The sequence below is a fragment of the Mesorhizobium sp. GW821-FHT04C10 genome (assembly GCF_059420305.1).
This window is the reverse complement of sequence record NZ_JBWKTL010000002.1, coordinates 165,694-187,504: the sequence shown is the minus strand read 5'-3', so window position 1 is coordinate 187,504 and position 21,811 is coordinate 165,694. Positions and strand designations below refer to the sequence as shown.

18 protein-coding genes and 3 pseudogenes are annotated in these 21,811 nt (G+C 61.7%); 10 read left to right on the top strand and 11 right to left on the bottom strand.

The annotated features are described in order from the left end of the window. Positions 1-6: 6 nt before the first annotated feature. Entirely contained in the window at positions 7-933 is a 927-nt protein-coding gene (locus AC07UC_RS34405) for a transporter substrate-binding domain-containing protein (protein ID WP_494909192.1), read from the top strand. 269 nt (positions 934-1,202) lie between these two features. On the opposite strand, the gene AC07UC_RS34400 is transcribed toward AC07UC_RS34405, so the two are convergent. The 4 genes from AC07UC_RS34400 to AC07UC_RS34385 are packed head-to-tail and all read right to left on the bottom strand — an operon-like array spanning position 1,203 to position 5,464. Next, positions 1,203-2,255, bottom strand: a complete 1,053-nt coding sequence (locus AC07UC_RS34400) for an Ldh family oxidoreductase (RefSeq protein ID WP_494909191.1) — start codon at positions 2,253-2,255, stop codon at positions 1,203-1,205. Between the two features lie 28 nt (positions 2,256-2,283). Next, positions 2,284-3,756, bottom strand: a complete 1,473-nt coding sequence (locus tag AC07UC_RS34395; RefSeq protein WP_494909190.1) for an aldehyde dehydrogenase — start codon at positions 3,754-3,756, stop codon at positions 2,284-2,286. Between the two features lie 33 nt (positions 3,757-3,789). Next, entirely contained in the window at positions 3,790-4,584 is a 795-nt protein-coding gene (locus tag AC07UC_RS34390; RefSeq protein ID WP_494909188.1) for an amino acid ABC transporter ATP-binding protein, read from the bottom strand. Position 4,585: 1 nt separating this feature from the next. After that, the gene (locus AC07UC_RS34385) at positions 4,586-5,464 is read right to left on the bottom strand and encodes an amino acid ABC transporter permease (RefSeq protein WP_494909482.1); all 879 of its coding nucleotides are present in this window, start codon (positions 5,462-5,464) and stop codon (positions 4,586-4,588) included. A gap of 192 nt (positions 5,465-5,656) precedes the next feature. Here AC07UC_RS34385 and AC07UC_RS34380 point away from each other — a divergent pair, with 192 nt between their 5' ends. Next, the gene (locus AC07UC_RS34380) at positions 5,657-6,880 is read left to right on the top strand and encodes a D-arabinono-1,4-lactone oxidase (protein WP_494909187.1); all 1,224 of its coding nucleotides are present in this window, start codon (positions 5,657-5,659) and stop codon (positions 6,878-6,880) included. Positions 6,881-6,892: 12 nt separating this feature from the next. Beyond that, positions 6,893-8,440 carry an FAD-dependent oxidoreductase gene (locus AC07UC_RS34375; RefSeq protein ID WP_494909186.1) on the top strand — a complete coding sequence of 516 codons (1,548 nt, stop codon included), beginning with the start codon at positions 6,893-6,895 and terminating at the stop codon, positions 8,438-8,440. A gap of 101 nt (positions 8,441-8,541) precedes the next feature. Here the strand turns inward: AC07UC_RS34375 and AC07UC_RS34370 are convergent, their stop codons facing one another. Further along, positions 8,542-9,414 (bottom strand): transporter substrate-binding domain-containing protein, encoded by an 873-nt coding sequence (locus AC07UC_RS34370; protein ID WP_494909185.1) that lies wholly within the window; start codon positions 9,412-9,414, stop codon positions 8,542-8,544. A gap of 200 nt (positions 9,415-9,614) precedes the next feature. Between AC07UC_RS34370 and AC07UC_RS34365 the strand changes: the two genes are divergently transcribed. The 3 genes from AC07UC_RS34365 to AC07UC_RS34355 all read left to right on the top strand — a co-directional run bounded on the left by AC07UC_RS34365 (position 9,615) and on the right by AC07UC_RS34355 (position 12,844). Continuing rightward, complete coding sequence (locus AC07UC_RS34365; RefSeq protein ID WP_494909184.1) at positions 9,615-11,018, top strand: NAD(P)/FAD-dependent oxidoreductase; 1,404 nt, start codon at positions 9,615-9,617, stop codon at positions 11,016-11,018. Then, a complete protein-coding gene (locus AC07UC_RS34360; protein ID WP_494909183.1) occupies positions 11,015-12,085 on the top strand; it encodes a Gfo/Idh/MocA family protein in 1,071 nt (356 codons plus the stop codon). The genes AC07UC_RS34365 and AC07UC_RS34360 overlap by 4 nt, the downstream gene beginning before the upstream one ends. A 141-nt stretch (positions 12,086-12,226) precedes the next feature. Then, entirely contained in the window at positions 12,227-12,844 is a 618-nt protein-coding gene (locus AC07UC_RS34355; RefSeq protein ID WP_494909182.1) for a GntR family transcriptional regulator, read from the top strand. 51 nt (positions 12,845-12,895) lie between these two features. Here AC07UC_RS34355 and AC07UC_RS34350 read toward each other — a convergent pair whose 3' ends face one another. Together AC07UC_RS34350 and AC07UC_RS34345 are read right to left on the bottom strand one after the other, a co-directional pair. Further along, positions 12,896-13,801, bottom strand: coding sequence for a dihydrodipicolinate synthase family protein (locus AC07UC_RS34350; protein ID WP_494909181.1), 906 nt, complete (start codon positions 13,799-13,801; stop codon positions 12,896-12,898). A 71-nt stretch (positions 13,802-13,872) separates the two neighbouring features. Further along, the gene (locus AC07UC_RS34345) at positions 13,873-14,976 is read right to left on the bottom strand and encodes a mandelate racemase/muconate lactonizing enzyme family protein (RefSeq protein WP_494909180.1); all 1,104 of its coding nucleotides are present in this window, start codon (positions 14,974-14,976) and stop codon (positions 13,873-13,875) included. Between the two features lie 167 nt (positions 14,977-15,143). Here AC07UC_RS34345 and AC07UC_RS34340 point away from each other — a divergent pair, with 167 nt between their 5' ends. Then, positions 15,144-16,106, top strand: coding sequence for a dihydrodipicolinate synthase family protein (locus tag AC07UC_RS34340; protein ID WP_494909179.1), 963 nt, complete (start codon positions 15,144-15,146; stop codon positions 16,104-16,106). A gap of 263 nt (positions 16,107-16,369) precedes the next feature. Here AC07UC_RS34340 and AC07UC_RS34335 read toward each other — a convergent pair. Next, positions 16,370-16,889 (bottom strand): annotated as a pseudogene (locus tag AC07UC_RS34335) (Tn3 family transposase); the annotation flags it as partial. After that, positions 16,861-17,340, bottom strand: a pseudogene (locus AC07UC_RS34330) (ATP-binding protein); the annotation flags it as partial. The pseudogenes AC07UC_RS34330 and AC07UC_RS34335, both read right to left, overlap by 29 nt. 408 nt (positions 17,341-17,748) lie before the next feature. Between AC07UC_RS34330 and AC07UC_RS34325 the strand changes: the two are divergent. Beyond that, positions 17,749-18,654, top strand: a pseudogene (locus tag AC07UC_RS34325) (IS481 family transposase); the annotation flags it as partial. 152 nt (positions 18,655-18,806) lie between these two features. Here the strand turns inward: AC07UC_RS34325 and AC07UC_RS34320 are convergent. Next, positions 18,807-19,673 (bottom strand): methylenetetrahydrofolate reductase, encoded by an 867-nt coding sequence (locus AC07UC_RS34320; RefSeq protein ID WP_494909178.1) that lies wholly within the window; start codon positions 19,671-19,673, stop codon positions 18,807-18,809. Further along, complete coding sequence (gene purU, locus AC07UC_RS34315; protein ID WP_494909177.1) at positions 19,670-20,521, bottom strand: formyltetrahydrofolate deformylase; 852 nt, start codon at positions 20,519-20,521, stop codon at positions 19,670-19,672. Before purU ends, AC07UC_RS34320 begins: the two co-directional genes overlap by 4 nt. Before the next feature lie 48 nt (positions 20,522-20,569). Here purU and AC07UC_RS34310 point away from each other — a divergent pair, with 48 nt between their 5' ends. Together AC07UC_RS34310 and AC07UC_RS34305 are read left to right on the top strand one after the other, a co-directional pair. Then, positions 20,570-20,857: a hypothetical protein gene (locus tag AC07UC_RS34310; RefSeq protein WP_494909176.1), complete on the top strand. Its 288-nt coding sequence runs from the start codon at positions 20,570-20,572 to the stop codon at positions 20,855-20,857. 46 nt (positions 20,858-20,903) lie between these two features. After that, positions 20,904-21,785: an MBL fold metallo-hydrolase gene (locus AC07UC_RS34305; RefSeq protein WP_494909175.1), complete on the top strand. Its 882-nt coding sequence runs from the start codon at positions 20,904-20,906 to the stop codon at positions 21,783-21,785. The last annotated feature ends 26 nt before the right edge of the window (positions 21,786-21,811 follow it).

Sequence of the window (21,811 nt, the reverse complement as noted above, 5' to 3'; positions counted from 1 at the left end):
CAGCAAATGTTTTCGATCTCTAGACGGACCTTCATGCGGACCGTGGCGGCGTGGGGAGCGCTGCTGCTTGGAACCGCGATTCCGGCCGCAGCCGGCGCTCAATCGCTCCCCGCGGGTGAAGTGGCCGCGGTCGACGCCGTGCCCGAGGTGGTTGCGCTCGTTCCCGAGCAGATCAAGGCTCAAGGCACATTGCGCGTCGCAACCATGACCAAGTACCAGCCGTTCTCGTTCGTGGCCGACGGCAAGATCGTCGGCATGATTCCCGAAATGGTCACCGCCGTTGCCCAGACCATGGGCCTCAAGGTGGAAATCGCTCCAATGGACTTTCCTGCCATCCTCATCGGTTTGCAGGCGAAGAAATACGACATCGGTATGGGTGAGTTCTTCGTCCGGAAAGACCGCCTGGAGGTCGCGGACTTCGTCACGGAATGGAGCAACTTCGACGCCTTCGTCGTGAATAAGGGCAGCGCGTACCAACCGAAAGCTTTGGCGGACGTTTGCGGGCACAAGATAGCGATCCTCGCAGGTTCTTCCGGCGTGCCGGCGATGGAGGGCGGCAAGAAACTCTGCAAAGAGCAAGGCAAACCGGATCCGGTGGTCAGCGCATTCCCGCAAATGTCGGACGCGGTGCTGGCTCTCTCCAGCAATCGTGTCGAAGCCGTTTTGACCGGCCGGGAAGTAGGCCTGTCCCTGATGGCGGCCGGCCAGCCGTTTGAAGCAACCGGCCGCGTCGGCGGAGGGCCCTGCGCAACCGCGGTAACGCGCACCGAGTATAGCGACCAGATGTTGAAGGCTATCCAGGCAGCCTATGTCCATCTGATGAAGACCGGTAAATATGCCGAAATCCACAAGCGGTGGGGCACCGACTATGGCATGATCGACAATCCGACGATCTACAAGCCCGGTGACACGCTGCCCGACTACGGCCACTGAGCTGCGAATGCCGCGGATCCGCTCCGTGCGGGTCCGCAGGCCGCGCCTTGATGTTTCGAAAGCCATTGGAGACCGACCCGAACATCGTTCTTCGGCAATTCGCGTGGATTGGTCCTGCCGCAGGTGCCTCGCAAGCCCTCTCTGGGATCGAAGCAAACCACGCCGCAGCAGGATACGGAGACGGACGTATGATCCTGCGAAAAATCGTCCATGCAGCTCAGGATCAGATCGCGCAATCGGTCCAGAAACACGCGCATGGCCCGCCGTCCCTATACAGGTCTCTCAGATACGCGAACGGTCCCGGACGGCGCTTTCGTCAACGCGATAAGCTCATCGTAAAGCGGCTTCGGTATGGTCACGCCGGCGCGCAGGCTTCTAAGGCGCGCTTCGTATCTGCGTTGCGACGGCAGCCGCGCATCCTGGTCGATGATCGCGTCGAACAGCAATTCGGCGCGAGCGAGGTTCTTTCCCAGCCCCTCGCCCAGGAACACGCCCGGATCGAAGATGAGGATCAGTTCGCCATGGCATGGCGTGGCGCCGAGCCCGCCGTCGAAAGCCTTCGATTCCAGACTGATCATGTCGTCGATCAAGGGGCCGGCCAACAGCTCCACCATGGCCGACAGCGCCGACCCCTTGTGGCCGCCGAAGGTCAACATGGCGCCGCGCAGCGCCTCGGTCGGATCTACCGTCGGCCGACCGTCGGGGTCCAGGGCAAGCCCCGGCGCAATGGTCTTGCCGGCCCGTCGGTGCAGCTCGATCTCGCCGCGCGCCGTGGCGCTCGTGGCAAAGTCGAAGACAAACGGGTGATTGTCCGCTCTCGGCCATGCAAAGGCGATGGGGTTGGTTCCGAACACCGGCTTGGTGCCGCCCGCCGGCGCCACCCAGCTGTGGCTCGGCGTCAACGCCAGCGCCGCGAAGCCCTGTTCGGCCAAGGGCTCGATTTCGGGCCACAGAGCGGAAAAGTGGTGGCATCTGTTGATCACCAGGGCAGCGAGACCCTGGGACCGCGCCTTGTCCAACGCAAGGCCGATCCCTTCATTGTAGGCGTATGGTGAAAAGCCGAAATCGGCATCGACCTTGACGATCGACGGCGCCCAGTCGATCACTTTCGGCTTGGCGGCCACGTTAATGCGACCCGTGGCCAGCGCATTGGCACAGCCGATCAGCCGGTACAGTCCGTGCGAGTGGCATTCGTCGCGCTGCCCGGCAACCATGACCGCCGCCACGGCCTCGGCGTGCTTACCGTCCAGGCCGGCATCGGAAAGCACGCGCAGGCACAGATCGCTGGCTTCGCTGAGTGTAAGAGTAACGGTTTCAGCCATGTGTTCATTCCCAGTGCGATGCAACCGACTAGCTGAGCGTAACCCATATGGTCTTAAGCTGCGTGTACTGATCGAAGGCTTCGACACCCTTGTCATAGCCGCCGAAGCCTGAGGTCTTGTAGCCGCCGAAAGGCGTGGTGATATCGCCCTCTCCATAGCCGTTGACCGCCACGGTTCCGGCCTGCACACGTCGGGCAACACGGATCGCGACGTTGATATCGGTCGAGAATACGGTGGCGGCGAGGCCATAGGCGGACGCGTTGGCGATGCGGATGGCCTCCTCCTCCGTCTCGAAAGGCAGAACGGCCACCACCGGTCCGAAAATCTCGTCCCTGGCCAGGGCGGTGTCCGGATGGACGTCGTCGATGACGGTCGCCTCGACGAACCAGCCGCCGGTTTCCTGGAACAATTGGTTCCCTCCTGAAACCACAGTCGCACCATCCTTCTTCGCCTGGTCGATGGCGCCCAGAACGCGCGTCAAAGCGGAGGCTTCGATCAGCGGTCCAAGCTTGGTCGCCTGGTCCGTCGGCTGGCCCACGACCCAGCTTTTCGAAGCCTTGACCAATCTGTCGACGAAATCCTGCTTGATACTGGACTGGACGAGGATGCGCGAACCGCATGTACAGTTCTGGCCCATGTTCCAGAACGCCGCGGCGGCCAGGTTCTCTGCGATTTGGTCGAGATTTCCGGCGGCATCGGCCATGACGATCTGCGGGCTTTTTCCGCCGCATTCCAGCACCACCTTCTTCAAATTGCTGTCGGCCGAGTAGCGCAAAAACTGCCGGCCGATTTCCGTCGAACCGGTGAAGGAGATGACGTCGACGTCGGGATGCAGGCCAAGCGCCTTGCCGGCGATGTAGCCGAGCCCCGGCACGACGTTGAACACGCCGGCGGGAATGCCCGCCTCCAAAGCCAGTTCGGCAATGCGTAAGGTCGACAATGGCGCAAGTTCCGCAGGCTTGACGACGATCGAATTTCCCGCCGCCAGCGCCGGCGCGATCTTCCAGGAGAGTGTGCCCGCCGGGAAGTTCCAGGGCAGCACCATGCCGACCACGCCAACCGGTTCGCGAACGATCAGGCCGAGATTGCCCTCCCCCGTGGGCGAGATCTTGCCGAACAGCTTGTCGATGGCTTCGGCATACCAGCGGATGTTGTTGACGACGTCGGGAACGTCCAGGTTCTCGCAATCGGCGATGGGTTTTCCCGCATCGATGGAATCGAAAAGCGCGATCTCCTTGCCGTTGGCTTCGACGAGGTCGGCGAACTTCCGCAGAATCCGCTTGCGTTCCTTAGGTTCGATGCGGCTCCACGTACCGGCCTCGAAGGCGCCGCGCGCTGCCTTCACCGCCGCATCGACATCGCGTGCCGAGCAGGCTGCCACCTTGACCAGCAGTTTCCCGGTCGCCGGATTGAGATTTTCGAACTCGGCACCGTCTTCGGCATCAACGAACTTGCCGTCGATGAAGGCCTGGTTTCGGACTTTGTCTGGGAGGCTTGTCATTTTGTGTTCCATTGGCAACTTCGGATTCGAAGGTCACAGGACCTTGCTGAGGAAAGCCTTGGCGCGGCTGCTCTTGGTGTTGGTGAAGAGTTCAGTGGGGCTGCCCTGTTCGACGACCACGCCGCCATCCATGAAGACGACCATGTCGCCGACTTCGCGGGCGAAGCCGATCTCATGAGTGACCACGATCATGGTCATTCCCTCGACGGCGAGCTCACGCATGACGTTCAGCACCTCGCCGACAAGTTCCGGGTCGAGCGCGCTCGTCGGCTCGTCGAAGAGCATCAGCTTCGGCTTCATCGCCAACGCCCGCGCGATGGCGACGCGCTGCTGCTGGCCGCCTGACAGCGTCCTTGGATATGAGGCCGCCTTGGCGGTGAGGCCGACCTTCGCGAGCAGTTGCATGGCCTCGTCGGTCGCCTGTTTCCTATCCACCCCCTTCACACCAACGGGCGCTTCGATGATGTTCTGCAACACCGTCATATGGGGAAAGAGATTGAAGCTCTGGAACACCATTCCGATGTCGGCGCGCTGGCGCGCCACTTCGCTCTGCTTCATCTCGTAGAGCTTGCCGGCATGCTGGCGATAGCCGACCAGTTGGCCGCCAACCTGCAGCAAGCCTTTGTCGATCCGCTCGAGATGGTTCATGCAGCGCAGGAAGGTGCTCTTGCCGGAGCCCGAAGGCCCCAGTATGCAGGCGACCTTGCCGTATTCCACGGTCAGATCGACACCCTTGAGCACGTGCAGATGTCCGAAGGACTTCTCGACGCCGCGCGCGACGACCGCGAAATCCCGCGCTTTGCCGGAATGGGTATTGGCCGACGTCATCTCAGGCACCCCTCGCGATTTCGACCGGACCGTCGATGACGTCGTCGGCAGGCGCGATCGCGGTCCTGCGGTCGCTCCTGCCGAAATGTCGCTCGAGGAAATATTGCCCGATAGACAGAATGGTGGTCAGCACGAGGTACCAGATGGAGGCCACGATCAGCAGCGGAATGGTCTGGAAGTTCGCCGAATAGATAAGCTGTGCCGAATAGAGCAACTCCTGAAGCGCAATGACGGAGACCAACGAGGTGGTTTTCAGCATGCCGATCAACTGGTTGCCGGTCGGCGGAATAATCACTCGCATCGCTTGCGGAAGGATGATGCGCCACATGACACGGAAGCTCGACATGCCCAGCGCCTCGGCCGCTTCCCTCTGGCCGACGGGAACGGAGTTCAGTCCGGAGCGGACGATTTCGGACATGTAGGCGCCCTCGTTCAACCCCAGCCCCAGCAGTGCCGCGACATAGACCGTTATGTATTGGTTGGCGTCGAAACTGCCCAGGCTCGGCCCGAAGGGGAAGCCGACGGTGATCTGCGGATAGAGCGCGGAAAGATTGAACCAGAAGATGAGCTGGACCAGGAGCGGAGTGCCACGAAATATCCAGAGATAGCCGGAAGCCACGCTGGCCAGCACGCGGTTCTCGGATATCCGCATCAGCGCGATTGCCGTGCCCAATACGATGCCGATTGCCATGGCGGCAATCGTCAGCCAGATCGTCATCAGCAGTCCGGAGATGATGGCATCGTCAACCAGATACTGGAAAACGATATCCCATTTGAACCGCGGATTGGTGACCATCGAGACGACCAGGCCTACCAGAATCACCAGCAACAGCGCGGAGGCCAGCCAGCGCCCGTAGTGCCTGAGCGGGACAACGGGCATTTTCTCGGTATCCTGGCCGGCGGACCAGCTTGGTGCGTCTGTCACGCGCATTCCCCTGAGGGTGGTTGCTGCATTTTGCTCTGGCATTTTACGGCACTAAAGAGTAATCGATAACCGGTAGCCGCTTACATAGTGACGCCCGCGGTCGGAGCCGTCAAGGCCCGCGCGCTCGAAAATGACAGGAGAAGTCCTTTGGCAGGCAGGAATCAATGGTCCAACTGGGGCGGCAACCAGACGTTCCAGCCAACGCGGATCGTCACGCCGGCGGATGAGGCGGACGCGATCGCCGCGATACGAGCCGCCATCGCGCAGAAGCGCTCGGTGCGGGTGGCCGGAAGCGGACACTCCTTCACGCCGATTGTCCGCACGGACGGCGTTCTCGTCGACCTCTCGAAGCTCAGCGGCGTGATATCGGTGGACCAGCAGAACAGCCAAGCCGAGGTCTGGGCAGGATCGAAGCTTGCAGCACTTGGAGCTCCCCTGTGGGAAAAAGGACTGTCCATCGCCAACCAGGGCGATATCGACGTCCAGTCGGTCGCCGGTGCTGTCGCCACCGGAACCAAAGGGTCGGGCACAGCCTTCGGCTCGATGTCGTCGATGGTCACGAGCATGCGGATCGTCGACGGCCAGGGCGAGGTCGCGGACATCGATCAGTCCGATCCCGAGCGGCTGCGCGCGGCGCAGGTGTCGCTTGGATTGCTGGGGCCGATGCTGCGGGTCGGTTTGCAGCTCGTTCCGGCCTACCGGCTTCGCGAGGAGAATGTCATCCTGCCGATGACGGAGGTGTTGCGGCAGTGGGATTTCCTACTTTCCGAGTACCGGCATTTCTCGTTCTGGTGGATGCCGACCGACCGGTCGTCGCACATGTACAAGCTCGGCGAGGTCCCCGCCGATCATTGCTTCGTCAAATTGTTGAGGGAAGTTCCGGCCGATCGGCCCGAGGTGCCGGTTGGCGACATGAACCGGCGCACGGATCGTGCGTACCGCATCTATCCCGACGGCACGACCATCGCCGAATTCCATGAGCTCGAATACATGGTCGGGGCCACGGATGCGCGCGCCGCGGTGGAGATCATGCGCGAGCTGATGTGGAAGCGTTTCCCGGATGAGATATCGCCATTGCAGGTCCGTTGGCAGAAGGCGGACCAGGCGTTCCTGTCCGCGCAAAGCGGCAGGGACAGCACTTCGATCTCCGTCTCCGGCGAAATCGGGCGGGACTATCTCCCCTTCCTTCATGCCGTCGACGAGGCGCTGCGGCCGCTCCTGGCCCGCCCGCATTGGGGCAAGCTGCACTTTCTCGACCGGCAGCGCGTGGCGCAACTGTACCCGGATTTCGCTCGGTTTCAGAGGGTCAGGCAGGACATGGATCCGGACGATCTGTTCCTCAACCCCCACCTTGCCGATCTCTTCGGCTGAGTGCCGGGCCACATGATCGACAGCGGCTTTTCCGACCTTGGAAAATCGCCGTTCGACGTCCTGATCGTCGGGGCCGGCATCAATGGCTGTGCGGCGGCGCGCGCGCTTGTCCGCCTCGGCTACCGCGTTCTCCTTGCCGATCGTGGCGATCTTGGCGGCGCGACGACCGCCCGGTCCGGGCGTGTCCTGCATTGCGGCCTGCAATTGCTGGCGCCCCGGCGATCCATCGTCGATTACCTGAAAAATCCCCTGGAGCTGACGATGCGTCTTCGCTCGGCCAGGCGGGCCGTTCTGGACTTCGAGGACTTCCGCCGCAAACCGCCAGGGCAGCTCGAGCCGATGACGACCTTCGCGCCGATCTTTCGCCACAGCCCGTACCGGGGATGGCAGGTCGATCTGGGGGCAAGGATCATCGGCGCGTTCGGCGGCGCTGACATCCAGTATCACCGGCAGGGCATCGCGGAAAGCCGCTCCAATCCGTTCGTCGCGGATCTGCGGGAGCGCGATGCGCTGTCGTCGCTGATCTCCTTCCGGGATTTCCGCTTCTGCTGGCCTGAGCGGATCGCCATTGACGCGGCACTGGACGCCGAGCGAAGCGGCGCCAGCGTGTTCAACTTCACCGAGGTCCGTGATCCGCGGCGCATGCCAGACGGCCTCTGGCATGCGAGGCTGGTGCAAATCACTGATGGCGCGCGAGAGGCGGAAATATCGGCCCGCATCGTCCTCAACCTGGCCGGGGCCCGGGTGGACGATGTGATTGCCAGCGCCAACCCCAGGCCCGCCGTCGCCGGGAAGATCACCGCCGTCAAGGGCGTCTACCTGCTGGTCAAACTGCCCGAGCGATATCGCGGTCTCGGCCTGGCCGGAACGAACAGCATTGGCGAGCCGATCTGCTGCCTGCCCTGGAGCGATCTCCACTATATCGGCCCGACGGAAACGCCCTTCGCCGGCGCCGTCGAGGATGTCAGGCCGAAGGAGGAAGACATCGATTTCCTGTTGGCCGAAATGCTCAGCTTTGCGCCCGGCCTCGCGGTCGACAGGAGCAAGGTCGTGATGGCCTGGGCTGGCGTGCGTCCAATAACCGCCCAGGACGGATACCCCAAAGGCAAACGATTGCCGTTCAACGTGATCCACGACCTGGCTTCGGACGGGTTGCCGGACATGCTGGCGTTGAGCTGGGGGATCGTCGCAAACCATCGCTCGACGGCTCGCGCACTGGCCAAGGCAGTGTCTTCAAGAATTCGGCCCTCCAGGCCGGCGCAAGTGCTGTCGGGCAGAGACATTGCACTCCCCGGAACCGGACGCCGGCTGCAGGACGATCATCCGGCAACGGAGGATGACGTCGCCTTCTGCGTCGAACATGAGCATGCGAAAGACCTGAACGGCGTGTTGTTCAGCCGCACGGGCCTCGGCTGGACCGGACGCATGACGGCAGAGGCCGTGCACGCGACCGCGGCCACGATGGCGCGATTTCTGTCATGGAGCCGGAGCAGGACGCAGGACGAATGCGACGCGTTCAAAGCCAGGCTCAAGGCCGATCATTGCTACGAGCTCGTCTGAGACTTTCTCGTCGGCCGGGACAATGTCCGGCGCAAGCATATCCTGCCCCGAAAGAAAAGATCCCGCCTCGGCGAGGCGGGATCGCAGTTCGAGCTCGATGGTCAGAACCCGTATTTGGGAGGCGTTGAGCCCTCCTTGTAGATGACGGCTTCCTTTGCCGCCCCATAGGAGGTGTCGTTCTTCTCGAGAATTTTCGCGTATTCGCCGCTGGCGATCAGGTGATCGTAGGCGCCCTTGACGGCGGCGAGCAGCTGTTCCGAGTTCTCGGTGCGGGCAACGGCGGTGGCGGTCGGCCCTCCCCCGATTTCGCCGGTTGCATCGAGGCCGGCATCGAGATGGATCGATTCCTGAGCGCCGCCGCGGTTGATCAGGACGCCATCGACACGGCCACTGTTGAGCGCCAGCACGGCATTGCTGATCGAAGGAAAGGCGCTGACGGTCGCCGCCTCGGAGCACTTCTTCGACGCCGTGTTGAGCGTCTCCAATTCGGCGGAGCCTGCCATCGCACCAACGATATGACCGCAGATGTCGGTTAGGGCTGTCGGCTTGTAGCCTTTGGCCTTGGTGACCAGGAAGGAGCTGTAGTCCTGCCAGCTGGTGACGAAGTCCGCCACCTTCAGGCGTTCGGCGGTCACATAGAATTCGCCGTAGGAAATGTCGTATTTGTTTGCCTGCAGCCCGGTCAGTGCGGCGGCGAAAGGAATGAGGCTGACTTCAGCCTTCAGGCCGAGCACGTCGGCGACAGCATGTGCAAGGTCCGGATCCATCCCCTTGAGGTCGGCGCCGTCCTTGTAGGCAAGAGGCTTGCCGACGTCCGGCACGGCGATGCGCAGCACGCCGGCATCCTGAATGGATTTCGGAAGGAGAGCGGCGACCGCATCAACCCTCCCTCCCTCGGCGTGGGCGACGGCAACCAGCGACGTGCTGGCCATCGCGACGATCACACACAGGGCATTGCGTCTGTTGAAGATCATTTCCGTTTCCCTCTGTTTTTGTGTCAAGTTCGAGTTCGCCACAGCCAACGCGCATTGACAATGGTGGCTTACGTGTGATATATTACCGCTTACCGATTGCTTTGACAAGCGCGTTCTTTAGAAGACCGGAATACGGTCTCGCAACCAGGCACTGTCATGGCCGTCGACCAAACGAACCACAGGGTTGGGACGAGAGCCAAATGACGAACACGACTTACGACGCGATTGTGATCGGTGGCGGCCCGGCAGGGACAGCCGCGGCCTGGGAACTGCGGGACCGGCACATCCTGGTTCTCGAGAAGACGAACCGCCTCGGCGGACGGCTCTATTCCCTGAGCCGCGGCGACTACTGGCTCAATCTCGGCGGCCACCTGTTCCCGACGGCCGGTTCGCATATGCGCAACATCCTGCATTCGATCGGTCTCGACGTCATCCGGATCCCCGGCAACAAGTTCGCCATCTACTGGGGCGGCAAGGTCTACAAGCCGAAGGCCGTGGCAGCCCTTCCGCTGACCCTCAAGATGAGCATCCGCGAGCGCATTTCGCTTGCCGCCATCGGGCTTCGCATGCTCAAGGCCGTCAAGGGCTGGCAGCAGGCCATGCAGATTGTCTACGGCGAGAACAACCAAAGGCGCCGCGCCAGGGTCGCCCGCTACATGTCGGACATCTCGTTCCGCGACTTTGTCGGCCGTCCGCCCAAGCGCGTCGAACAGTTGTTCCAGTCGGCAGCTCGCCGCGCCGCCGCCGAGATGGAGGACCAGCATGCCGGCGTCGGCGTCTCCCTGTTCGGTGCGGTGTGGGCCGGCAAGGGCGACTCGATGGCGCTGAACCTCGATGGCGGCTCCGGCCGGCTGGGCGAGGTGATGATGGAACTGCTCGGCGACAAGGTGCAGTACAACGCCACGGTGAAGTCGGTCGAAAAGACCAACGACAAGGTCACCGTGACCTATGAAGCGAATGGCGGCACACACACGGTTTCAGCTTCGCAGGTGATCGTGGCCGTTCCCGCCTATCAGGCGGCCGAGATCGTGCGCGACATTCCAGAGGATGTGCGGGCGACGCTGAAGAAGGTGCCGTATGGCCCGTTCCCGACGATGGGCATCATCACCGACGAACCCGGACCGATGCCCTATGACGACGTCTATGCCATCACGACGCCGGATGCCTCGTTCGACATGTTCTTCAACCACGCTAACCCGTTGCGCACCGGCCCGAGAAAGCCCGGCGGCAGCCTGATGGTCTATTCCGGCGGCGCGCCGGCGCGCGAGATGCTGAAGCTGACGGACGAAGGGATCCGCGACACCTACCTGGCCGATGTCTACAGGATGTTCCCGGAACTGAAGGGCCACATCAAGGAGACGATCGTGCAGCGCTGGGTCCCGGGCAACACCTATCGTCCCGCCGGCTTCAATTTCGACCCCATGCTGGCCTATTGCGAGAGGAGCGATGTCGACATCCATTTCGCCGGCGACTACTTCGCCGAGATCGGCAACATGGAAATCGCGACCGGCTCCGCGCACGAGGCCGCCCGGCGCGCCAGGGTCCGCTTGGCGGATAAGGAACAGAACGCCACGAAGCTGAAGGTTGTCGGTAGTTCCAGATGAACGGCCGGACAGTTCGGTTTGGCCTGATCGGTGCGGGCGTTGCCTCGGAAACCCACGCCCGTGAGTTGAGCCGCGTCGCCGGCGCCTTGCTGGTGGCGGTTTTCGCGAGGGACCGAACGAAGGCCGCGGCGTTCGGCGCCACCTTTTCGGTTCCGCGATGCTACTGCGACATCTCGGAATTCCTGGCGGACGACGAGATCGATGCCGTGATCATCACGACCCCGAACGGCCGGCATTTCGAATATGCCGTTGCAGCGGCCAAGGCCGGCAAGCACGTTATCGTCGAAAAGCCCCTGGAGGTAAACGAGGAGCGGGCGTCGAGGATCATTGCGGCATGCCGTGATGCCGGCACGCGGCTGTTCGTGATCTACCAGCGGCGATACTCCGCCGCCGCCCGGCAGGCGCTGTCGGACATCGAGAGCGACAGGCTCGGGCGGATACTCCTGGTCAACATCATCGACAACCAATACCGATCGCCCGCCTACTATCGAAAGGATGCCTGGCGAGGCACCCAATCCATCGAAGGCGGCGGTTGCGTCATCACGCAGTCGACCCATCTCATCGACCTCGCACAATATCTGGTTGGGCCGATTCGCTCGGTATTTGCGCTGACCGGAACGGCCTACCACGCCATCGAGACGGAAGATGTCGCGGTGGCGGCCTTCCAGTTTGCCGACGGGACGCTCGGCACCCTGTCCTCGTCGACCGCGGCGTTCCCGGGGCAGCGCCATCTCCTGACCATCTCGGGGACCGAAGGCTCCATCATCATCAATGGCGAGCACGACGAGATCGTCTTTAGGCAAGTGAAGAGCGATCCGGTTGCTTCAAGGATTCCGGAAAGCTTCAGTTTTGCGGATCCGATCGAGCCGCGCGACTATCCGACCGACGGCCAGCGGAAACAATTGCAGGCGATCGTGGGTGCGTTGCTCGACCCAAATACACCAGAGACCGACGACACCGAGACCTTGATGGCCGTGCGCGTCGTCGATGCGATCTATCGTTCGTCGGCGGAAGGCAGGCCGGTCGAGGTTCGCCACGCGCAAGCCGCGAGCCAGCCGGTGAAATGACGCCCTTAGGCTGAAATGACATGGATTTGGCGCATATTGAATTTTCTTACTGTCGATGCGAGAATCGCCGACCGATCGCATGTTATCGGTGATCACTTGCCAATCGAGGCGTAAATGGAAAACCGGCTGCAACAAACCAACTTGAGAGACCAAGCTCTCGAGGTCTTGAAGCTGCGGCTGATTTCAGGCGATCTGGCTCCAGGCGAGATCTATTCGGCTGCTTCTTTGGCGGCGGAATTGGGCGTGTCCAACAGCCCGGTTCGAGAAGCGATGCTGACGCTCGTCAACCAGGGCCTGATGGAAGCGGTCAGGAACCGCGGCTTTCGCGTCGTGCCTTTGAGCGACAAGGAGCGGCGCAACATCTACGACCTGCGCCTTCTGGTCGAAATACCTTCGATGGCCCGCCTTGCCTCGATGAAGGGGAAGGTCGCGACCCGCAAGGACGAGTTCTCCAGGATCGCGTCCGACATGGTCGCTTGCGCCAAAGCGGGAGACATCGTCGGATATCTGAATGCCGATCGGCGCTTTCACATCGGCCTGCTCGAAATCCTCGAAAACGACCAGCTGACCGCAATCGTCGAGAACCTGCGCGACCAATCCCGGCAGTACGGCCTCAAGGCACTGTCCGAAAGCGGTGCGCTGGTGAAGTCTGCCGAGGAGCATCAGCCGATCCTTGACGCCCTGGTCGCCGGCGACCAGAAGCTTACCGTCAGGCTGATGACGGAGCATCTCAGTCACCTGGTGACCGACTGGGCCTGATATGGCGAAGCCCGAGCCGGGCTCCGCCTGAGGCATCTTCCCTTAAGGCGATTAGCGCCTCGCCGCTGTAAGCAAGGCCGGATCTATCTTCGACAGCGCGTCTTTCAACTGGCCCACCTGCGCGGTCGAGTACGGCCGGATCGGCGCGCGAACGCGGCCGACCGGCAGACCGAGGATATCGCAGGCCGCCTTGACGCCGCTGTTGTAGGCGCCTGTTCCCAGTACGCGAATGACCGGATTTATCTGCCGCCAGATCGCCACCGCGGTCGCCGCATCCTCCTCCTGGCCGGCCTTGTGCAGTCTGGCCAGCGCCGGCGCCATGAAGTTTGCAACGCCCATGACCATTCCCGGCGCCTTGAGCATCAAGGCCGGCAGCATCAGGATGTCCTCGCCGTTGAGGAAGGTGATCTTGTCCGCATGGTCGTACAACAGCGTGTTCATCTGCACGATGTTGGCGGACGAATCCTTCACGAACTTCACCTGGGGAATTTCGCTCGCCAGCCGGACGAGGAAATCCACATCGAGGTGCAGCCCCGTGGCCGGCGGGAAATTATAGGCGCAGATCGGCAGGCTGGTCGCCTCCGCAACCGCGGCATAATAGGCAAAGGCCTCCTCGAAGCCGATCGGCTCATAATACGGCGTCGCCAGCATGATCGCGGTGGCGCCGACGCGCTCCGCGTGCTTCGACAGCGCGACGGCTTCCCTCGAAGACGTGGCACCGGTATGGGCGAGCACGGCAACGCGTCCCGCCGTCTGCTCGACGATAATCTCGACCAGCTTCAGCCTTTCCTGGTGGGAGAGCACCGAAAACTCGCCGGTGCCACCCGCCGGCACGAACCCGTCGACGCCGTCGGCGATGTTCTGGTCGACAAGTTTTCTAAGCGCCGCCTCGTCGATCTCTTCGCCGTCAGGCGTGAACGGCGTGACGATTGCGGAAAATACACCCTTGAGGGCCATCATGTTCTCCTGTGTCGAACCATTAAAGCAGCGGTAAAGCCGTCTGCGCGTAAACCATCGCCAGCTGGTCGCTAGCTGACCTCGAAAAGTGCAGGGCCGAGCGCCTTGGCATCGACGGAGATGCCAAGGCCCGGCCCGTCCGGCGCCCTGCCGCGGCCGCGGCTGGAGCGCGGCGCGTATCCCGCCACGTGTTCCTTCGTCCAATCGTTGAAGAAGGAGGCGTGAAGCAAGGCTTCCGGATGGGTACTGGCAGCCACATGTGCCACGGCGGCGGTCGTGACGTCGCCGCCCCATACGTCCTCGATACACATCGTCATGCCCAGATCCTGCGCCTGACCGCGCATCCGGACCGCACCGGTGATGCCGCCGACGCGGCCGAGCTTGATGTTCACCGAGCCCGCGCCTGCCTCATATTTGGCGCGATAGAGCTCCGCCGAATTGACGACGGACTCATCCATGACCAGCGGCAGGGAGCTCATTTTCTGGACGATGGCGCAGTCGGCCGTGTCGCGGCAGGGCTGCTCGACATAGATGTTGAGACCTGCCAGTTCGCGCACCGCGATGATAGCCGCCTGCAGGTTCCAGCCACCGTTGGAATCGGCGATGATCACGGCATCGTCCGGGCAGGCTTCGACGACGCTGCGTGTCCGCCTGGCATCGTCGAAGGGGTTGTTGCCGACCTTGACCTGAAACCGGTTGATCCCGACCTTGCCGCGTGTCCTGACGAAGTCGGCCATTTCCTCTGGCGATGCGAGCGGAACCGCTTCATAGAGCGGAAAGTCGTCCTGTGCCGTCCCGCCGATGAGGGTGGAAACCGGAAGATTGGCGACCTTTCCCAGGACGTCCCAGCAGGCGATGTCGAGGGCGCTCTTGGCGTTGTTCTGCCCCAGAAGAATGGCGTCCATCGCCTGATGCACTTTTGACAGATTGGTCGGGTCGAGGCCGATCAGGGCAGCGGCGAGAACCTTGATGGCTTCCCGTGTGCCCTCCGCGAACGCCGGCAAATAAGTGCCGCCGAGCGTGCTGCTTTCACCCCATCCTTCGACGCCCGCATCGGTACGAATTCGCACCAGAGTAGACGCCTGGCTTTGCGCGGCGCGGCCTTTCGACATCACGTATTCGCCGTGCGCGTAGGTCAGCTGGTATCCGAAGGCGTCGATCGAGGTGATTTTCATTGTCGGTCCCGGCGGCTCTCACGGCTCGTGGTTAGTGGTAACCGGTAATATGTCACCTTCTACCCAGTTGTCAATTGCGCTATAAAGGGATAAGAGGCCATGACAGTTGACCGCTGCCGGGCCAGACTGGCAGCCGGCATACCGACAAGCCTCAAGGGAGAATTCCAATGACCGCCAATGTCTTTTCCGGCTGCATGCCGGCGTTGATGACCCCATGCACGCAAGACCGCCGGCCCGACTTCGACGCGCTGGTGCGCAAAGGACGGGAGCTGATCGCGGCCGGCATGTCGGCCGTCGTCTATTGCGGCTCGATGGGCGACTGGCCGCTCTTGAGCGACGAGCAGCGCATGGAGGGCGTCGGACGCCTGGTGGAGGCTGGCGTGCCGGTGATTGTGGGAACCGGCGCCGTCAACACCGACAAGGCCGTGGCGCATGCGGCGCACGCCCAGAAGGTCGGAGCACGGGGCCTGATGGTTATCCCGCGCGTCTTGTCGCGCGGGCCTTCGGTGACGGCGCAGCGCAACCATTTCAAGGCAATTCTTGCCGCCGCGCCCGACTTGCCGGCGGTCATCTACAACAGCCCCTATTACGGCTTTGCCACGCGCGCGGAACTGTTCTTCGCGCTGCGCGCCGAACATCCGAACCTCATCGGTTTCAAGGAGTTCGGCGGCCAGTCGGATCTGCGTTACGCGGCGGAAAACATCACCAGCCGCGACGATGAGGTGGCGCTGATGATCGGCGTCGATACCGCCGTCTACCACGGTTTCGTCAATTACGGCGCGTCCGGCGCCATCACCGGCATCGGCAACGTGCTGCCGAAGGAGGTGCTACACCTCGTCGGCCTGAGCCAGGCGGCGGCCAGGGGCGACGTCGAGGCCCGCCAGCGCGCGCTGGAGCTGGACGCCGCGCTCGCCGTGCTGTCCTCGTTCGACGAGGGTCCCGACCTGGTGCTTTATTTCAAGCACATGATGGTGCTGAAGGGGAATCCTGAATACCGACTTCACTTCAACGAGACGGATGCCCTGACCGACAGCCAACGCGGCTATGCCGAGGCGCAGCTCAAATTGTTCGACAGTTGGTACGCCCAGTGGTCAAGCCAACTTGGCATCACGGCGAGATTCGCTGCCTGACGTCATCGGAGGTGCGGTCACCGATACCGGGGCAACTCGCCTATGGCCCTTACACCATGGCGATCGCGACTGGTCTCTAGTCTAGTGGCGACCGATGAGCAATGGCTGGCGGCACGCCGGATGGACAGGATCCTCGATGGGCGGGATCACGCCGAAGCGTCGCCGTGATCATGCAGCCCTGCGCGGGTAAGCTCTGTGGCCACCTACCGCCGACCTATAAGAGCAGTTCAAAATCTTACGCTAAGAGCGAACGGAGTGAGAACTTATGCGGCACGCCGTAGCCCAACCGGGAATCTCAGCGACCGGAACCCTTCCGGCAGATGCTGATCGCTATCCCATGTGTAGATGCCGGTCAGATTGATATGCTCCCAGCGGCGAGATGTGCTTGAGCAGGTGATCCGGAATCTCGCGACGCATTTTGCGCAAGTGGGTAACGGCCCGTTCGATATAGACCGTGTTCCAATGGACGATGGCGCTGACGACGAGGTTGAGGCCGGAGGCGCGGAAGGCTTGGCTTTCGAACGATCTGTCACAGGTTTCGCCACGCTCGTGGAAGAAGACGGCGCGCTTCAGCTTATGCGCCGCCTCACCCTTGTTGAGGCCGGCCTGGCAACGCCGGCGCAGCGGTGGGCTCGAATACCATTCGATCATGAACAGCGATCGCTCGATCCGGCCAAGTTCCCGCGGCGACCTTGCGAGCTGGCTTCCCTTCGGGGATGCTGATAGCTTCTTGAGGATCGTGTACGGCACCACGGCGCGCGTCGTGATCGACGCCGCCAAATGGCCGACCCTGGCGCCCTTGCCGACCTTCCGCCTCGAGCCTATTGACGAGGTCGACGGTATTGTAGAAGCGGCCGCACGCTCCGCCCCACGCCCAGGCAATGGCGATGGCCAAATGGGTCTTGCCGGTACCGGTTCCCCCGACCAAGACGGCGTTGCGCTGTTCGGCCAGGAAGCCACCGCCGGCCATGTCGCGCACCAAAGTCTCGTTGATCGGCGTGCCCTCGAAGGCAAAGTCGTCGATATCCTTAGCGAGCGGCAATTTGGCGATGGTCATCTGGTATTTGATCGAACGCGCCGTTTTCTCGCCGATCTCGGCCTTGAGCAGGGCACCGACAACGCGCGACGGTTCATGTTGTCGCTTGATGCCGATGGCCATCACCTCATCATAGGCATTCCTCATGCCGTAGAGCTTCAATTCCCCCATCATGTCGAAGAGATTGGGGCGTTCCATGGTCTGTTCTCTGCAGGCTGTCGTAGCGATGGCAATCGGCGAGCGGCTCATGTGTCAGACGTAGCGCTTCGAGAGTAAAGATCGGCGTGGTCGGTGTGATATCCCTGGTCCGTGCGGAGCTGGTAGGCATTGCCGGCTTCGATGAGGCCTCTCTCGTCGGAATGCGCGCCCATCAACTGGAAGTTCACTGGCCCGCCGTTTGACGTAAAACCGCAAGGCATGGAGATTGCGGGGTGCCCCGACATGGCCAATGGTGCCGTGAAGCGGACACGCCCTCGATGCTCTCGTCGGTCATGCGCTTGGTCTGCTCGACGGTAGGCGTGCTGAATGACATCACGGGAAGGACGATCAGGTCGACCTTGGTCAACAAGCGGCTGAGCGTACCCTCGGTGTATAGCAGCCCCCTTCATGCTGACGCTCTGTCGGGTCGCAAACTCGGGCACGGCGGCCGCGACGACAGAGGCAGTCCGTCGAGCAATACAGAATAGTCAAGGGAGCCTGAGAGCGCTGGCCAAACGCTATGGCATCGATCAGAAGACGGTCGCGAAATGGAGGAACCGGACATCGGTAGCCGGTCTTCCTACTGGTCCCAAAGACCCGAAGTTGACGGTGTTGTCTGTGGAAGAAGAGGCGGCCATCGTCGCCTTTCGCACACACACGCTGCTGGCGCTGGACGATTGTCTCTATGCCCTTCAGCCAACGATCCCGCATCTGACGCGCTCGTCACTGCATCGTTGCCTTCAGCGCCATGGTATTTCGAGGTTGCCGGAGGTCGACAGCGACGAGCCAGCCAAGAAGAAGTTCAAGGCCTATCCGATCGGTTATTCCCATATCGACATCGCCGAGGTGCAGACCGCTGAGGGCAAGCTGTACCTCTTCGTTGCCATCGACCGGACGTCCAAGTTCGCCTATGCGCAATTGCACGCGAAGGCGGGCAAGATGGTGGTGGCCCAGTTCCTTCGTGACCTGATCGCGGCCGTGCCCTATGCCATCCATACCATTTTGACCGACAACGGCATCCAATTCACGAACCAGGAACGCCACCGCTACGCCTTCGAGCACATCTTCGATCGCGTCTGCGACGAATATGGCATCGAGCACAGGTTCACAAAGATCAAGCATCTCTGGACGAATGGTCAGGTCGAGCGGATGAACCGAACCATCAAGGAAGCGACCGTCAAGCGCTTCCACTATGACTATGACGATCACGATCAACTGCGCCAGCACCTTGCAGACTTCGTCTCAGCTTACAATTTCGCACGTAGGCTCAAGACCCTAAAAGGCCTCACGCCCTATGAGTTCGTCTGCAAGAGCTAGACAAAAGAGCCTGAAAGATTCAGGCTCGATCCCGTCCATAAAATGCCGAGACTAAACACCTAGACCCCATGCTTCGCCTTACAGTTACACGGCCACATCTACACGGCCACATCGCGAACAGCGCGACGTTCAGACTTCGAACTGAGACATTACGGCCAAGAGCCACGTTCACGTAACCAACCGACCGATGCCTCTATTCCTCCGAAGGGATAGACGTGCAGGTGGCTGACGCTGGTCTCCACCTGAGAGATGTAGCTCTCGAGCGGCTCAGCGAACATCTCGGGCGATTGGTTTCGGGTTAGCGACATGAGTCCGCTGCCGCGCTTGCGAAGCATATCCAGTGAATTTCCGACGCCGCATGCCACTGCATACTTGACCAACGTGGCCAATCGCGCTGGACCGGCAATACCGATATGGACGGGAACGTCGATTGCCACTTGGCGCAAGGTCCGCGCCCATTGCCCGGACGCAATTCCATCGAAGCCGAACTGTGTGACGATTCGAAGCGTTGTGCCGGTCTGTCGCGCGTATTCCAGTTTACGTCGCAGCGATTGGTTCTCGTCATCTGGCGATACATCAGGGCTGCCTTCAGGATACCCCGCCACGCCTAGTTTTCGGATGCCGTAGTCGATCAGAACCCCGGTTTCGAGTACGTCGTAGGTGGACCCAAATGGCCCTTGCGCGGTGCGTGGGCTTCCGGCGATCACGAGCGTGTCTTCAACGCCCGCCTCTTCCGCCAATCGACGCACACGCGTCACAAGCTGCCGGTGACTGGAAAGCCGCCGAGCTGCGACATGAGGCACGGCAGAGAAGCCGAGATTCTGCACGTTGCGCGCGGCAGCAATTATCGCATCTTCCGTATCGATGCCCAAGTCGGGAATATAGATTCGTGTCCCGGGCGGAACCAAATGTGCGGTGTTGGAAAGATCGAGAATATGTCGCGGCGTCATTTCGATCGACGCGGGCAGGCGCCACCCCAGTCGTCCATCGACCCCCGGTATAACGACGCGGTTCACTCGAAAACCACAGTCTTCCCGCCGTTCAGCAGAACTCGATCCTCGATGTGGAGAGCGACCGCCCTGGCCAGCACACGTCGCTCGATATCTCGACCCTTGCGGACCATGTCGGCCGGCGTGTCAGCATGACTGACGTGCTCGACGTCTTGCGTGATGATCGGTCCTTCATCGAGATCCGACGTCACATAATGGGCCGTCGCCCCGATCATCTTGACCCCCCTCTCAAACGCCTGGTGATAAGGCTTCGCACCTTTGAATCCCGGCAGAAACGAATGATGAATGTTGATGCAGCGACCCGAGAGCGAGCTTGCGAACCCGTCTGAGAGAATTTGCATGTAGCGCGCGAGAACGACCAATCGCGCTCCGCTCTGCTCAATGATTTCTCGGATCCGACTTTCCTGACTGTGCCTGGTCGCCTGAGTGAGCGGTAGGTGATGTAAAGGGATGGAAGGATCAGGCGCGATCGCCAAGGATCCAATTGGATGATTGGAGATGATTCCAACGCAGTCGATTGCCAGCTCTCCGATCCGCGCACGATAGAGAAGATCCTGAAGGCAGTGGTCGAATTTCGAGACCATCACGAGGGCCTTGTGACGCTCGTCTGCCGGCCTCAGCCACCATTCGGGACCAATCCATTCGGCCAGCGCCGCAAGATCTTCTCTCAGTTCCACTGGATCTCCCGGAAGCCGAAAGCAGACGCGCATGAAGAAGCGATTGGTCTGCGAGTCATCGAACTGGGCAGCCTGCACGATGTCGCCGTCGCGACGCGCGATGGCAGTCGACACGACCGAGACGATTCCGGGGCGGTTATCGCAGCTGAGGGTGAGGATGTACTCGTCGATTGCCATGGCGGGCACCCTTGGAAAATTCGTTCTGCCCGCGCTCACCAGGAGCAGGTGAAGATCGAAGTCGCCTCTATCTATCATTGCAATAAATGGAAATCAATTCTATTATACAGAACTTTCGCAGGAGGGGACGGTAGAATGCTCGACATTTTTTTGCTTGCCGGAATGTTCGGATGGGGTTGGGAGAGTGCTCCGGCAGGAACGCCTCCCGAAAGTCACGATCCCATAGGGGCTTGCCGCAAAGTGCCGGATATGTCAGCCGCCGAACGGAGGATGCCCGGGCTTGCCGGCGTGCCTTCGGATGTGGCCGACAAGACCGGAACATTCAATAACGTCTGACGCGTGGATTTCCGGGGCGACAGGCAATTTCCGATGGGAAACACCTATGCAAAAGCAGCCTGAAGTGACCGGCTTCTACGACCTGCGTACGGGTTCGATCCAGTTTGTCGTCGCAGATACCGAGGCCAGGACATGCGCCATCATCGATCCCGTGCTCGACTACGACGAGAAGGCAGGGACGATCGCAACCCGCAGCGCCGACGCGATTCTCGGCTTTGTCGAGGCCAAGGGCTACACGATCGACTGGATCCTCGACACGCATCCGCACGCGGATCACTTCTCGGCTGCCGATTACCTGAAACGGCGAACGGGCGCGCCGACTGCCATCGGCGACAAGATCATCAGTATCCAGAAAATGTGGAAGGACTTTTACCATCAACCGGATTTCCGAGCCGACGGCTCGCAGTGGGACCGGCTCTTTGCCGCCGACGATACCTTCAAGGTCGGCGGCATCGATGCGAGGGTCATGTTCTCGCCCGGCCACACCATGGCCTCCATCACCTATGTGATCGGCGATGCGGCCTTCATCCACGACACCCTCTTCATGCCGGACAGCGGCACGGCCCGCGCCGACTTCCCCGGCGGCAGCGCCAGCGCCCTGTGGTCGTCGATCCAGGCAATCCTCGCCCTGCCGGACGAAACGCGCCTTTTCACCGGCCACGACTACCAGCCCGGCGGCCGCGAGCCGCTGTGGCAATCAACGGGTGCCGAACAGAAGGCCAAGAACATCCATCTTAGCGACGGCCGCACCGCAGCAGACTTCGTCGCCATGCGCGAGGCGCGGGATGCGACGCTGCCCATGCCCAAGCTCATTCTTCACGCGATGCAGATCAACATCAACGCCGGCCGGCTGCCGGAGCCCGAGACCAGCGGGCGGCGTTACATGAAAATCCCGCTCGGCCTGTTTGAAGGAGCTCCCTGGGGCTGAGCTGTTGCGGCCGAGCCCCGGCCCTT